The organism is uncultured Friedmanniella sp., from assembly GCF_964244285.1.
In the GTDB taxonomy this organism is placed as follows: Bacteria; Actinomycetota; Actinomycetes; order Propionibacteriales; family Propionibacteriaceae; genus Microlunatus.
In genome coordinates this window covers 710,986-723,277 of record NZ_CAXTHT010000001.1, presented here as the reverse complement: position 1 = coordinate 723,277, position 12,292 = coordinate 710,986, and the positions used below count along the sequence as shown (strand labels likewise).

Here is a 12,292-nt window from a genome sequence, read left to right as displayed (position 1 = left end):
GGACGTGGCCCGACCCGTCCCCGCGGGGAGCGGGGACGGGCCAGGACCGGCGTTCGGCTGGGCTCAGTGGCCGACAGCCACCAGCTGGGGCTCCTCGGCGCTCTCGAGGGACTCCGAGGTGGCCGGTTGGCGGCCTGCCAGCGGCTTCTCCCGCATGGTCAGGGCGATGACCAGGGCCACCGCCATGAAGGGCACGGCGACGAGGAACACGTCGTCCATCGACTGGGTGAAGGCCGTCAGCACCCAGGTCTTGACCGGCTCCGGCAGGGCGCGGATGGCGGTCACGTCGTTGACCGACGCGCTCGCCGCGCCCAGCTGGGCCTGGGCCGCAGCCGGCACGACCTCAGCGAGGTGGTGCGGCAGCCGGGTGTTCAGGATGGCTCCGAAGAGCGCGACGCCGATGGCCCCACCCATCGAGCGGAAGAAGGTCACCGAAGCGGTGGCCGTCCCCATGTGCTTGCGCTCGACGCTGTTCTGCACCGCGGTCACGACCACCTGCATGGTCAGGCCGAGACCCGCGCCGAACAGGAACATCAGGCCGGCGATCTCCAGGTAGGGCGTGTCGATCTGCAGCCGGGAGAGCCCGAAGAGGGCGAGCCCGACCACGACGGCTCCGCTGACGGGCATCCACTTGTAGCGGCCCGTCCGGGACATGATCTGGCCACCACTGATGGAGGTCGAGAAGATGCCGACGACCAGTGGCAGCATCGCCAGCCCGGAACCCGTCGCGCTGTAGCCCTTCACGGCCTGCAGGTAGATGGGCAGGTAGATCAGGCCGCCGAACATGCCGACCCCCATGATCATCGCGAAGACGACGTTGCTGGTGAAGGTCCAGTGCGTGAACAGGCCGAGCGGGATGATCGGCTCGCTGACCTTGCTCTCCACCAGGATGAACAGGCCGACGAGGACCACCACGGCGACGAGCAGGGCGATGCCGGTGGTGGAGCCCCAGCCGAGGTCGGCGGACGTCGAGGGCCCGGCCCAGCTGAGGTAGAGCAGCAGGCTGGTGACGGCACCGACGATGGTGGCCGCACCGAGGTAGTCCACCGACGCCTCGCGCTTGACGTGGTGCAGCTTGAGGAACATCGAGGTCACGATCAGGGCGCCGATGCCGATGGGCAGGTTGATGAAGAAGATCCACTCCCAGCCCAGGTGGTCGGTGAACAGGCCACCGAGCAGCGGCCCGGCGACCGACGAGACGCCGAAGACGGCGCCGAACAGGCCCTGGTACTTGCCGCGCTCACGGGGCGGGACGACGTCGCCGATCACGGCGAGGGCGAGGGACATCAGTCCGCCACCGCCGAGGCCCTGGATCGCGCGGCCGCCGATCATCACGTCGATGCCGGAGATGTTCAGCCAGTCGGCGATCGGGGAAGCGAAGCCGCAGATCACCGAGCCGACCAGGAAGACGACGATGGCGGACTGGAAGATCGGGCGCCGGCCGACGAGGTCGGAGATCTTGCCCCACAACGGCGTCGCGGCCGTCGAGGTCAGCAGGTAGGCCGTGACCACCCAGGACAGCTTGTCCAGGCCACCGAGCTCGGAGGTGATCTTGGGCAGGGCGACGCCGACAATGCTCTGGTCGAGCGCGGCGAGGAACATGCCGGCCATCAGGCCGATCATGACGCCGAGGATCTGGCGGTGGCTGAGGTAGCCGCCGGCCGAGACCGTGTCGGCGACCGGTGAGTCGGACGCGCTCGCGGCCGGTGCGGTGGCGGTCACCGCGTCCCGGACGGCGTGCCGAGGAGCGACGGCGTCGTCCTCGATCAGCGCACGACGGGGTACGTGCTTGGTCATGCTTGCTCCAGATCTGCTGTGAGGTTCTCGACGTCGTTCACGAAACGGCCGAGGAGGTGGTCGAGCTGGGCGACGTCAGCGGCGTCCCAGGTGCCGATCCCGCGACTGAGCAGGGTGCGGCGGCGGTGGTAGGCGTTGTCCAGGGCCTCCCGGCCCTCGGGGCTGAGCCCGATCCGGTGGGCGCGGCGGTCAGCCGGGTCCGGGGTCCGTTCGACGAGGCCCGCGCGGTCGAGCTGGGCGACGTGGCGCGACACGGTCGAGGTGTCGAGGTGGCTGGTGCCCGCGAGCTCGGTCACCCGCATCGGCCCCTGGTGTCCCACGGTCTTCAGCAGCCAGAAGGTGCTGGGGTCAAGCGCGTCGCCGTCGATCGGCTGGCGCATCAGGCGTCCCACGGAGAGGAGGGCGTGCAGCACCGAGTCGACGACGCTCGACGCGTCGGCGGAACCCTCCGAGGAGTCCGCGGGGGCGCGGCGTCCCGTCAGCGTTGTTTGCATGTCCCAAGCATACAGATATTTGCATGACGCACACAACGGGATTGTCGAGACCCCCGTCACGTCCCAGCGCGACTGCTGGAGGCCCGGAAAACCCGGTGCCCCGGAGCTGGCTCGTGAGGCACCCTGGTCGACGGCCCTCGTCCGAGGGAGGCAGAACTGTGTGAGGTCGGAGGTACCGCCGTGGACAAGATCAGCTCCCGCTTGATCAGCTGGGCATCCATCCTCGACGACAAGACCCGGGCCCAGGCCGAGCTGGCGTCCGCGATGCCCTTCGTCTTCCCGCACCTGGCGCTGATGCCGGACGCGCACCTCGGGCTGGGGGCGACCGTCGGGTCGGTGATCCCGACCCTGCGGGCGCTGATGCCGGCCGCCGTCGGCGTCGACATCGGCTGCGGCATGATCGCCGTCCGCAGCCAGTTCGTCGCCGAGGACCTGCGGCAGCGGCCGCTCGCCGACCTGCGGCACTCCATCGAGCGGGCGATCCCGCTGTCGGCGGGGCAGCAGAACCGCGAGCTGACCGAGACCGCGGCCGTCCGGGTGGCTGAGCTGGAGGCCGTGCCGCACGTCGACCCGGACGCGCGGATGGGTCGGTGGCGTCAGCAGCTCGGCAGCCTCGGGTCCGGCAACCACTTCATCGAGGTCAGCCTCGACGAGCTGGACCGGGTCTGGCTGTTCCTGCACTCCGGCTCCCGCGGGGTGGGCAACAAGATGGCTCAGCACCACATCAAGGTCGCCGGCCGGCTGATGGAGCGGTACTGGATCGACCTGCCCGACCGCGACCTCGCCTACCTGGTGGAGGGGACCGAGGAGTTCACCGCCTACCTGCACGACCTGCGGTGGGCTCAGCGCTACGCCCTGCTCAACCGCGAGGAGATGATGGACCGGGTCGTCGACTGCCTCGGCGCATTCGTGGGCACCGACGTGGTGGAGGCGGAGCGCATCAACTGCCACCACAACTTCACGGTCCAGGAGCGTCACTTCGGCAAGACGGTGTGGGTGTCCCGCAAGGGGGCCATCGAGGCGCAGTCCGGCCAGCCCGGGCTGATCCCGGGATCGATGGGCACGGCCTCGTACGTGGTCGAGGGCCGGGGCAACCCGGTCGCCCTGTCCTCGGCGCCGCACGGCGCCGGACGGATGTTCTCCCGGACGAAGGCGCGCCAGACCTTCACCCGCGAGCAGCTGCGGACGGCGATGGCGGGGATCGAGTACCGGGACTCCGACGCGTTCCTGGACGAGATCCCGGCGGCGTACAAGGACATCGACCAGGTGATGCTCGACGCCGCGGACCTGGTCAGCGTCCGGCACGAGCTGCACCAGATCGTCAACGTCAAGGGCAACTGACGCCGGCTCCCGGAGGGGACAACCCTGAGGTTTCCTGGAGTCGGCGCCAGACCTTGAGGAAGTGAAAGGTTCGCTTTACATTCGTTTCATGACGAGCATGGCAGTGATCCTGCAAGAGCTGGCGGCGGGACGGATCGACGCGGCAGAGGCGGCGCGGCGGATCGACGGTCTCGCCGCCGGCCCGCCGGTCCCCGAACCGGCCTCGAACGAACCGGCCCCGAACGACCCGGCCCCGGAGTCCGTCGCCGAGCCTGCGGCCGACGAGCCGTGGGCCCTGGCCACGGACCGGCCCCAGCACGCGACCCACAGCACCGAGCGCTTCGCCCCCGTCGACCCGCCGGCCGACGAGGTGCCGGAGCCCGAGCCGGTGACGCCACCACCGCCGAAGGCCAAGCCGGCCAACACCGGAGGGGTCGAGCGCATCTCCGTCCGGGCGGTCGGCCGCCGGGTCCGCATCCTGGGCGAGACGGGCGTGGCCACCCTGTCCGCGGACGGGCCGCACGTGCTCCGGCGCAACGGGGCGGTGCTCGAGGTGTCCAGCGACGGCGAGATCGGGCCCAGCCTCGACGGCTTCTCCATCCTGCGGGGCGCCCCCCGCAGCATGGAGGACCTCCGGGCGATCGGCTTCGGCAAGGAGCTGCTGCTGCGGGTGAACCCGTCGATCTTCGTCGACGTCGAGGTCACCGCGGGCAGCCTCAGCACCGAGCGGGTGCCGAACCTCGGCAAGATCCGGGTGACCGCGGGCAGCGCCAAGCTGCTGGACGTGAACCAGGTCAACGACGTGCTCGTGCAGGCCGGTTCGGCCACCATCAAGGGTGCGGTCAACCGCGGCCGTAACCGCGTCCGCGCGGAGTCGGGGTCGCTGGCCATCACGCTGGCCGACGACTCCAACGTCACGGTGACGAGCGAGTCCCAGCTGGGCCGGGTCACCTGGAGCGGCGGCCACACCGGTGCCGGCGACGAGGTCGTGATGGGCAACGGCAGCGCCAAGCTGGACGTTCAGGTGGTGATGGGGCACGCCCAGGTCCGGATCGGCTCCGACCCGGCGCCGGAGGCCAAGGCGCCCAAGGCCGGCGCTGGTAAGAAGAAGGGGAGCGACACGTGAGCGAGCGGGTCCGGCGGACGCCGGCACACGAGCACCGGGCCCCTGTCGACTGCCCCGTCTGCGGTGACCGGCTCTCGGTCACCCGGTTGGGCTGCGGCTCGTGCGGCAGCGAGCTCGCCGGGGTGTTCGTGCCCTGCGCGTTCTGCGCGCTGGACGAGAAGGAGACGGAGATGTTGCGGGTCTTCCTCGCCTCGCGGGGGAACCTCCGTGATCTGGAGAAGCACCTCGGAGTCTCCTACCCGACCGCCCGGCTGAAGTTCAACCAGCTGTTGGAGAAGCTCGGACTCGCCGACTCCGACGAGCCCGCGCCGGCCGCCCTGACGCGCGACCAGATCCTGGCCGAGGTGGCCAGCGGCGCCCTGAGCCCGGCCGAGGCGCAGAACCTGCTCGGCAGCCTCGGCTGAGGCCGGTGCCGGTGCCGGGATCGTGTAGCGATGTGCCGCGAGTATGCGGCAGATCGCTACACGATCTTTGCGGAGGTCGGTCTCAGCTCTGGAAGGGCTCGACCTTGACGATGGTGACGTCGATCGAGCGGCCGTTCGGGGCGACGTAGGAGACGGCGTCGCCCTTCTTCTTGCCGAGGATGGCCGCGCCCAGTGGGGACTGCGGGCTGTAGACGTTGGTGTCGCTCACGCTCTCGTCCAGCCCGAGCAGCTCACGGGAGCCGAGGACGAAGGTGTCGGTGTCGGACTCGTCGCCGTCGAAGGCGATGGTGACCTGGGTACCGGGGCCGACCTCGTCGGCGTTCGCGGGCGCCTCGCCCACCTGAGCCCGGCGCAGCATGTCGGCCAGCTGCCGGATCCGGGCCTCCTGGACGCCCTGCTCCTCGCGGGCGGCGTGGTAGCCCCCGTTCTCGCGGAGGTCACCCTCGTCGCGGGCCCGGGCGATCTTCTGCGAGACCTCCGCCCGCCCGGGACCGGAGAGCTGGTCGAGCTCGCCCTGGAGCTTGTCGTAGGCCTCCTGGGTCAGCCAGATCGCGTTGGTCGTGGTTTCGGACATCCTCAGACTGTAACGAATCCACCCCGCCGACGCAGGTTCACGACGGGGTGCAGCCGCTGACCGAGGCCGAGGTCGCCCGGCGGAGTGTCACGAGCGTCACCGGCACGTCCACGAGCTTGATGCTGCTCGCCTCGACCGGCACCTCGAGCTCCGCCACGGGCTGGAAGTCGGTCGACTGGGCCAGGACGCGGCAGGTGACCGGCACGGATGGGTCGCGGCGCTGGACGGTGATCGTCACCTCGATGCTGGTGTCGGAGGTCACCTTGTAGTAAGGCACCTGAGCCGAGGCCACGGGCTCGGCGTGCAGCAACGCCACCCAGATGAGCCACGCCAACCCGATCGCGCTGCCCAGCGCCACCAGGCCGATCACCAGCCGGCGGGGCGTGCGCGGCGGCGGGTATCGGCGCGCGAGTCGCGCGGCGGCATCGGTCACCGGTCCATTCTGCCCGGTGAGATCGAGGCGGAGGCCCGCCGCGGCCCCGTGACACCATGACGCCATGAACCATCCCGCGCTCCGTGTGGACGCTGCCGGTGAGCGGCTTCGTCTGCTGCACGTGCACGCGCACCCCGACGACGAGTCCAGCAAGGGAGCGGCAACCACCGCCCGCTACGTGGCCGAGGGTGTCGAGGTCGTCGTCGCCACCTGCACCGGCGGCGAGCGCGGCTCGATCCTCAACCCGGCCATGGACCGGCCGGACGTGCTGGCCAACATCGCCGGCATCCGGCGCGAGGAGATGGACCGGGCCCGGCAGATCCTGGGCATCGAGCAGGTGTGGCTGGGCTGGGTCGACTCCGGGCTGCCCGAGGGTGACCCGCTACCGCCGCTGCCGGAAGGCTCCTTCGCCACCCTGGACGTCGACGTGGCCGCCGAACCGCTGGTGGAGCTGATCCGCCGCTTCCGGCCGCACGTCCTGACCACCTACGACGAGAACGGCGGCTACCCCCATCCGGACCACATCATGTGCCACCGGATCAGCATGGCCGCCGTGGCGACGGCCGCGGACCCGACGGCCAGCCCGGAGCTGGGCGGTCCGTGGCAGGTGCTCAAGGTCTACTACCAGCTGAGCTTCAACCGGCCCCGGATCGAGGCGCTGGACCGGGCGATGGTCGAGCGCGGACTCGAGTCCCCCTACGCCGAACGGCTGGCCGGCTGGACGGTCGACCCCGAGCACGAGGCCCGGCTGACCACCAAGGTGCCGTGCGCGGACTACTTCGCCGTCCGGGACCGCGCCCTCTTGGCCCACGCCACCCAGGTCGACCCCGAGGGGGCCTGGTTCGCGGTCCCCCTCGAGGTGCACCAGCGGGCCTGGCCCAGCGAGGACTGGCAGCTGGTCCGCAGCGAGGTGCCGGCCGAGCTGCCCGAGGACGACCTCTTCGCCGGGATCGCGGTCCCGGTCGCCGTCGCGGTCGCCGGGTAGGCTGACGCTATGTTCCTACTGGAGCTCGACCCGAACATCGTGAAGCCGGGATGGACGCCGTTCCTGATCACGATCGGGTTGGCCGCGGTCATGTACCTGCTGTTCCGCAGCATGCGGCGCCAGTTCCGCCGGACGGCCGCCCACTACGGCGTCCTGCCGCAGGAGCAGCCGCCGGCCGTAGGGGCCGAGGGTGAGCCTCAGCCGGGTCGCGACGCGGCCAGCGCGGCGTCGCCCGTCGAGGGTTCCCCGCCGCGTCGCTGAGGTTCCTGTCCGGCCGGCAGCAGGAAGTGGAACTCCGCTCCGCGGCCCAGCTCGCTCGACACCCAGATCCGGCCGCCGTGCAGCCGCACGATCTCCCGGCAGATGGCGAGTCCCAGGCCGGTGCCGCCCTGCTCGCGGCTGTCGGAGGAGTCGACCTGCTCGAACCGGTCGAAGATCACGTCCAGCTTCTCCGCCGGAATGCCGCGGCCGTGGTCGGCGACGGTGAACTCGACCTGGTCGCCGCGCGGTTCGGCGCTCAGCCGGACCTCTCCGCCGGGGGAGGAGAACTTCACCGCGTTGCCGATCAGGTTGGTCAGGGTCTGGACGACCCGGTCGGCGTCGGCGACCACCGTCCCCGACGTCGCGGTCACGACCAGGGACACCTCGGCGGCCAGGGCCAGCCCGGTCATCTCGGCGACCGCGGTGCCGACGAGCCGCTCGGCCTCGTGCAGCCCGCTCTCGAGCCGTACCCGGCCCGACTCCAGCCGTTCCACGTCGAGGATCTCATCGATCAGCCGGGACAGCCGCTCGCTGCTGGTCAGCGCGATGCTCACCATCCGAGCACCCTGGGGCTCCACCGGGCCGACGACGCCGCCGTGCAACAGCGCGAGGGCGCCGCGCAGGGAGGCCAGCGGGGTGCGCAGCTCGTGGCTGATGACCGACATGAACTCGTTCTTCATCCGCTCGACGAGGCGCTGCTCGCTCACGTCGCGGAACACGACGACGACGCCGGAGCCGGAGCGGTCCGGGTCCAGCCGTCCGACCGACAGCTCCACGGGCAGCTCGCCGCCACCGACCTTGGCGAAGAGGGCGGACCCGTGGACGAGCTGGTCGCCGACCCGGAGGGCCCGCAGCAGCTCCTCGACCGACTCGCCGTCCGGACCGTGCCGCCGGACGAAGTCGGCGACGTCTCGACCCACCAGGTCGGAGGGGGTCGAGCCGAGCAGCGCTGCCGCGGTGGGGTTGGCGAACTCGATCCGGCTCTGCCGGTCCACCACCACGACGCCGTCGATCACGGCGTTGCTGATCCGCTCCTTGCGCACCACCTCCGCAACCAGCCGCCGGTTGAGCCGGGCCATGTCGGCGAACAGCAGGACCTGCCGGACGATGAACGTGATCGTGACCCCGAACCCCGTCAGCAGCATCACCGGGTCACGGGGCCGGTCGTCCGGGAGCGCAGGACCCAGCGCCCCGACCACCGGGACCGACAGCACGGCTAGCCCCGTGACGAGCCAGGGCACGCCCTCGCCGGTGTAGGAGCCGGCCACCGTACGGTCGCAGGGCTTCGTCCGGGCGGCCGGGGCCAGCGCGGCCAGGGCCACGAGCCAGTAGGCGGCGATCCAGGTGAGGTCGAGCATGCTGCCCGGCGCGTAGCGGTCCTGGCTGGCCCGCAACGAATAGACGAGGTCACCTGAGGAGTAGAGCGACAGGCCGAGAGCGAGGACGGCCAGGTGGGGCGCTCCGGCCCTGGTCGTACGCAGGAGCAGGGTGACGGAGACGCTCAGCAGCACCAGGTCGCTGAGCGGGTAGACCAGCAGCAGCAGCGACACGTCGGTGCGGCCCACCAGCCCGAGGGCCCGCGCGACGAAGACCGCCGCGCCGGTCACGATGGCGGTGTCGAGCACCACGCGGTACCGGTCCCGGCCGCGCCAGGTGCGACCGCGGACCGTGAACGCCCCGGCGGCGGCCGCCCCGGTGCCCAGGACGAAGAGGAGGTCCGACGGCACGGAGTCGACGGTGCCGCTGATGGCTCCGCGGTCGAGCCAGGCGAGCTCGCCCGCGGCCCAGCACAGACCCGCGACCGCCAGCAGGATCCACGCCCGACGGCCGCGTGGGTCGTCGGACCGGCGGGCGGCGCGGGCGCAGCAGGCCGCCATCACCAGCGCCGGCAGGGTCGAGAGGGCGTAGGACGCGAGCGGGGCGGGACCGGGGCCCGCCAGCATCACGGCACTGACCACCAGGGCCAGACCGGCTGCGACGAGAGCGGCGGGAGGGGTGGTCGTCCGGGGTCGCGTCGATCCCGTCGTGCCTGCTCCCCCGCGAGTGCGTTGCATGGGGGAGGCCTTCCGTCCGCGTCCTGAGCACGCTCGCTCGGCGTCAGCATACGGGTCAGGGCCCGCGGGTCGGGAGCCCCGCCGGGTAGTGATTCGGCCTCGCTCCGCAGTCGGGGAAGAATCGGCCCATGAACCGACTGAGGTGGTCCCGCAGCCCGTACCTGCTGCAGCACCAGGACAACCCGGTGGACTGGTACGAGTGGGGGCCCGAGGCCTTCGCGCGTGCCGCCGAGCGGGATGTGCCGGTGCTGCTGTCGGTCGGCTACGCCGCCTGCCACTGGTGCCACGTGATGGCCCACGAGTCCTTCGAGGACCCCGAGCTGGCGGACCTGCTCAACCGCGATTTCGTGGCCGTCAAGGTGGACCGCGAGGAGCGGCCGGACGTCGACGCGGTCTACATGCGGGCGACGCAGGCGATGACCGGTCAGGGCGGCTGGCCGATGACGGTCTTCCTCACCCCCGACCGCCGTCCGTTCTACGCCGGCACCTACTTCCCGCCCCAGCCCCGGCACGGCCTGCCCTCGTTCGGTCAGCTGCTCGAGGAGCTGGGCAGCGCCTGGCGCGAGCGACGCTCAGAGGTGCAGGAGAGCGCCGGTCAGATCGTGCAGCACCTGGCCGGACAGGCGGTCACAGCGATGCCGGGCGAGCTGACCGAGGCCGGCCTCGACCGTGCCGTGGAGCTGCTGCGGGCCGATTTCGACCCCGAGCACGCCGGCTTCGGTGGGGCACCCAAGTTCCCGCCGTCGATGGTGCTGGAGGCGCTGCTGCGGGACGGGACCGAGGACGCCGTGGCCATGGCCGGCCAGACCCTGACGGCCATGGCGCGCGGCGGCATCTACGACCAGCTCGCCGGCGGCTTCGCCCGCTACAGTGTCGACGCCGGCTGGGTCGTGCCCCACTTCGAGAAGATGCTCTACGACAACGCGCTGCTGCTCGGCGCGTACACCCACTGGTGGCGGGTCGGCGGTTCGGAGCTGGCGGGCCGCGTGGTCACCGAGACCGTGACCTGGCTGCTCGGCGAGATGCGGACCCCGGAGGGCGGCTTCGCCGCGAGCCTGGACGCCGACTCCCTGCCGCCCAGCGCTTCCGCCGCCGACGCTCACGCCGAGGAGGGTGCGTTCTACGTCTGGACGCAGGGGGAGCTGCGGCAGGCGCTCGGGGCGGCGGACGGGGACTGGGCGGCCGCGGCGTTCGGAGTCACCGAGGCGGGCACCTTCGAGCACGGTCGGTCGACCCTGCAGCTCGAGGCCGACCCGGACCCCGTCCGGCTGGCGGACATCCGGACCCGACTGGCCGCGGCGCGGGGGGACCGACCTCGTCCCGGCCGCGACGACAAGGTCGTCGCGGCGTGGAACGGCTGGACGGTGGACGCCCTGGTCACCGCCGCGATGGTCTTCGACCGGCCCGACTGGCTGGACGCGGCCCGGGAGGCGGCCGACCTGCTCTGGCGGCTGCACTGGGTGGAGGACCGGTTGCGGCGCACCTCGCGGGCCGGCGAGGTCGGTCAGGCGCCGGGGATCCTCGAGGACTACGCCGCGCTGGCCATGGCCGCCACCCGGCTGGCGTCGGCGCTGGCCGACCCGACCTGGATCGAGCGGGCCCGGCTGCTTCTCGACGTGGTGCTGGAGGTGTTCGACGACGGCGGCACCGGGTTCTTCGACACCGCCTCCGACGCCGAGCAGCTCTACGCGCGACCCCAGGACCCGACCGACAACGCCACCCCGTCCGGCCTCAGCGGCGCGGTGCACGCGCTGCAGCTCTTCGCCCAGCTGACCGGTGAGGACGCCTACGCCGAGCGGGCCGAGCGGGCGGCGGCCAGCGCCGGCGGCCTGGTGGCCCGGGCACCCCGCTTCGCCGGCTGGTTGCTCGCGGACGCGGTCAGCAGGCTCCGGCCCGCCGCCCTTCCCGTGCAGGTGGCGGTGGTCGGCGTGCCCGGTCCTGAACGGGACGCGCTGGTGCGGACGGCCTACCGGGCCGCCGCCGCCGGCTCGGTGGTGGTGGCGGGGGAGGGTGACCGGGCGGGCTTCGCCCTGCTCGCCGACCGGGCCGCGCTGGGCGGCCTGGCCACCGCGTACGTCTGCCAGCACTTCGTCTGCCGGCTGCCGGTGACCTCCAGCGCTGCTCTGGGCGAGCAGCTCGGCACCTCCTGCGGGCTCAGGCCGCCCGGTAGGTGACCAGCGAGATGGCGACGTAGTGGCAGACGAAGCCCAGGACCGTGCCCGCGTGGAAGATCTCGTGGAACCCGAACCAGGCCGGTGAGGGGTTCGGGCGCTTGCGCGCGTAGACCACGGCGCCCGCGCTGTAGCAGGCCCCGCCCGCCAGGATGAGCACGAGGACGGCCGGCCCGCCGGCGGCGTAGAAGGCGCCCATCCAGCCCACCGCGGCCCAGCCCATCACCAGGTAGAGGGCGGTGTAGAGCCAGCGCGGAGCCGACAGCCAGAACAGCCGGAACGCGCAGCCGCCGAGCGCGGCCAGCCAGATCATCGTCAGCAGCGCCACCCGGGAACGCCCGGTGAGCATCATCAGCGCCATCGGGGTGTAGCTGGCGGCGATGAAGACGTAGATGTTGGCGTGGTCGAGCCGGCGCATCACCGCTTCGCCGCGGTCGCCCCAGGTACGCCGGTGGTACAGACCGCTGCTGCCGAAAAGCAGCACCGAGGCGGCCAGGAAGACCGAGCCGCCCACCTTGCCCTCGGCCGTGGGCGCCAGGACGACCAGGACGACGCCGGCTGCGAGGGCCAGCGGGGCCGTGCAGGCGTGCAGCCAGCCGCGCAGCCTCGGCTTGACCTTGGCTGCGACCTGGGTCATGGGCTCTCGTGAGCG

At 71.9% G+C, this 12,292-nt stretch carries 12 protein-coding genes; 6 read left to right on the top strand and 6 right to left on the bottom strand.

The window, feature by feature from the left end:
• Positions 1-63 precede the first annotated feature (63 nt).
• Positions 64-1,797 carry an MDR family MFS transporter gene (locus ACFE7W_RS03400; protein WP_375423354.1) on the bottom strand — a complete coding sequence of 578 codons (1,734 nt, stop codon included), beginning with the start codon at positions 1,795-1,797 and terminating at the stop codon, positions 64-66.
• Positions 1,794-2,291 carry a MarR family winged helix-turn-helix transcriptional regulator gene (locus ACFE7W_RS03395; RefSeq protein WP_375423353.1) on the bottom strand — a complete coding sequence of 166 codons (498 nt, stop codon included), beginning with the start codon at positions 2,289-2,291 and terminating at the stop codon, positions 1,794-1,796. Before ACFE7W_RS03395 ends, ACFE7W_RS03400 begins: the two co-directional genes overlap by 4 nt.
• Before the next feature lie 180 nt (positions 2,292-2,471).
• Between ACFE7W_RS03395 and ACFE7W_RS03390 the strand changes: the two genes are divergently transcribed.
• The 3 genes from ACFE7W_RS03390 to ACFE7W_RS03380 all read left to right on the top strand — a co-directional run bounded on the left by ACFE7W_RS03390 (position 2,472) and on the right by ACFE7W_RS03380 (position 5,141).
• Positions 2,472-3,632 (top strand): RtcB family protein, encoded by a 1,161-nt coding sequence (locus ACFE7W_RS03390; RefSeq protein ID WP_375423352.1) that lies wholly within the window; start codon positions 2,472-2,474, stop codon positions 3,630-3,632.
• An 88-nt stretch (positions 3,633-3,720) separates the two neighbouring features.
• Entirely contained in the window at positions 3,721-4,737 is a 1,017-nt protein-coding gene (locus tag ACFE7W_RS03385; RefSeq protein ID WP_375423351.1) for a hypothetical protein, read from the top strand.
• Entirely contained in the window at positions 4,734-5,141 is a 408-nt protein-coding gene (locus tag ACFE7W_RS03380) for a DUF2089 domain-containing protein (protein ID WP_375423350.1), read from the top strand. Before ACFE7W_RS03385 ends, ACFE7W_RS03380 begins: the two co-directional genes overlap by 4 nt.
• An 82-nt stretch (positions 5,142-5,223) precedes the next feature.
• Here ACFE7W_RS03380 and greA read toward each other — a convergent pair whose 3' ends face one another.
• Both greA and ACFE7W_RS03370 read right to left on the bottom strand, forming a co-directional pair.
• On the bottom strand, positions 5,224-5,736 hold the full coding sequence (gene greA, locus ACFE7W_RS03375; RefSeq protein WP_375423349.1) for a transcription elongation factor GreA: 513 nt from the start codon (positions 5,734-5,736) through the stop codon (positions 5,224-5,226).
• Between the two features lie 37 nt (positions 5,737-5,773).
• Positions 5,774-6,169 carry a DUF4307 domain-containing protein gene (locus tag ACFE7W_RS03370; RefSeq protein ID WP_375423348.1) on the bottom strand — a complete coding sequence of 132 codons (396 nt, stop codon included), beginning with the start codon at positions 6,167-6,169 and terminating at the stop codon, positions 5,774-5,776.
• Positions 6,170-6,233: 64 nt separating this feature from the next.
• On the opposite strand from ACFE7W_RS03370, the gene mca reads away from it, so the two are divergent.
• Positions 6,234-7,154, top strand: coding sequence for a mycothiol conjugate amidase Mca (gene mca / locus ACFE7W_RS03365; protein ID WP_375423347.1), 921 nt, complete (start codon positions 6,234-6,236; stop codon positions 7,152-7,154).
• Positions 7,155-7,163: 9 nt separating this feature from the next.
• Positions 7,164-7,415 carry a hypothetical protein gene (locus ACFE7W_RS03360; protein ID WP_375423346.1) on the top strand — a complete coding sequence of 84 codons (252 nt, stop codon included), beginning with the start codon at positions 7,164-7,166 and terminating at the stop codon, positions 7,413-7,415.
• Here the strand turns inward: ACFE7W_RS03360 and ACFE7W_RS03355 are convergent.
• Positions 7,352-9,469, bottom strand: coding sequence for a sensor histidine kinase (locus ACFE7W_RS03355; RefSeq protein WP_375423345.1), 2,118 nt, complete (start codon positions 9,467-9,469; stop codon positions 7,352-7,354). The two genes, ACFE7W_RS03360 and ACFE7W_RS03355, sit on opposite strands and share 64 nt — an antisense overlap.
• Positions 9,470-9,597: 128 nt before the next feature.
• On the opposite strand from ACFE7W_RS03355, the gene ACFE7W_RS03350 reads away from it, so the two are divergent.
• Positions 9,598-11,643, top strand: coding sequence for a thioredoxin domain-containing protein (locus ACFE7W_RS03350; protein WP_375423344.1), 2,046 nt, complete (start codon positions 9,598-9,600; stop codon positions 11,641-11,643).
• Here ACFE7W_RS03350 and ACFE7W_RS03345 read toward each other — a convergent pair.
• Positions 11,624-12,277, bottom strand: coding sequence for a hemolysin III family protein (locus tag ACFE7W_RS03345; RefSeq protein WP_375423343.1), 654 nt, complete (start codon positions 12,275-12,277; stop codon positions 11,624-11,626). The two genes, ACFE7W_RS03350 and ACFE7W_RS03345, sit on opposite strands and share 20 nt — an antisense overlap.
• Positions 12,278-12,292 lie beyond the last annotated feature (15 nt).

Excerpts from the sequence above, each read along its gene's own strand:
- ACFE7W_RS03400 (WP_375423354.1), bottom strand. The coding sequence starts at position 1,797 with ATGACCAAGCACGTACCCCGTCGTGCGCTGATCGAGGACGACGCCGTC.
- ACFE7W_RS03395 (WP_375423353.1), bottom strand. The coding sequence starts at position 2,291 with ATGCAAACAACGCTGACGGGACGCCGCGCCCCCGCGGACTCCTCGGAG.
- ACFE7W_RS03385 (WP_375423351.1), top strand. The coding sequence starts at position 3,721 with ATGACGAGCATGGCAGTGATCCTGCAAGAGCTGGCGGCGGGACGGATC.
- greA (WP_375423349.1), bottom strand. The coding sequence starts at position 5,736 with ATGTCCGAAACCACGACCAACGCGATCTGGCTGACCCAGGAGGCCTAC.
- mca (WP_375423347.1), top strand. The coding sequence starts at position 6,234 with ATGAACCATCCCGCGCTCCGTGTGGACGCTGCCGGTGAGCGGCTTCGT.
- ACFE7W_RS03360 (WP_375423346.1), top strand. The coding sequence starts at position 7,164 with ATGTTCCTACTGGAGCTCGACCCGAACATCGTGAAGCCGGGATGGACG.
- ACFE7W_RS03355 (WP_375423345.1), bottom strand. The coding sequence starts at position 9,469 with ATGCAACGCACTCGCGGGGGAGCAGGCACGACGGGATCGACGCGACCC.
- ACFE7W_RS03350 (WP_375423344.1), top strand. The coding sequence starts at position 9,598 with ATGAACCGACTGAGGTGGTCCCGCAGCCCGTACCTGCTGCAGCACCAG.
- ACFE7W_RS03345 (WP_375423343.1), bottom strand. The coding sequence starts at position 12,277 with ATGACCCAGGTCGCAGCCAAGGTCAAGCCGAGGCTGCGCGGCTGGCTG.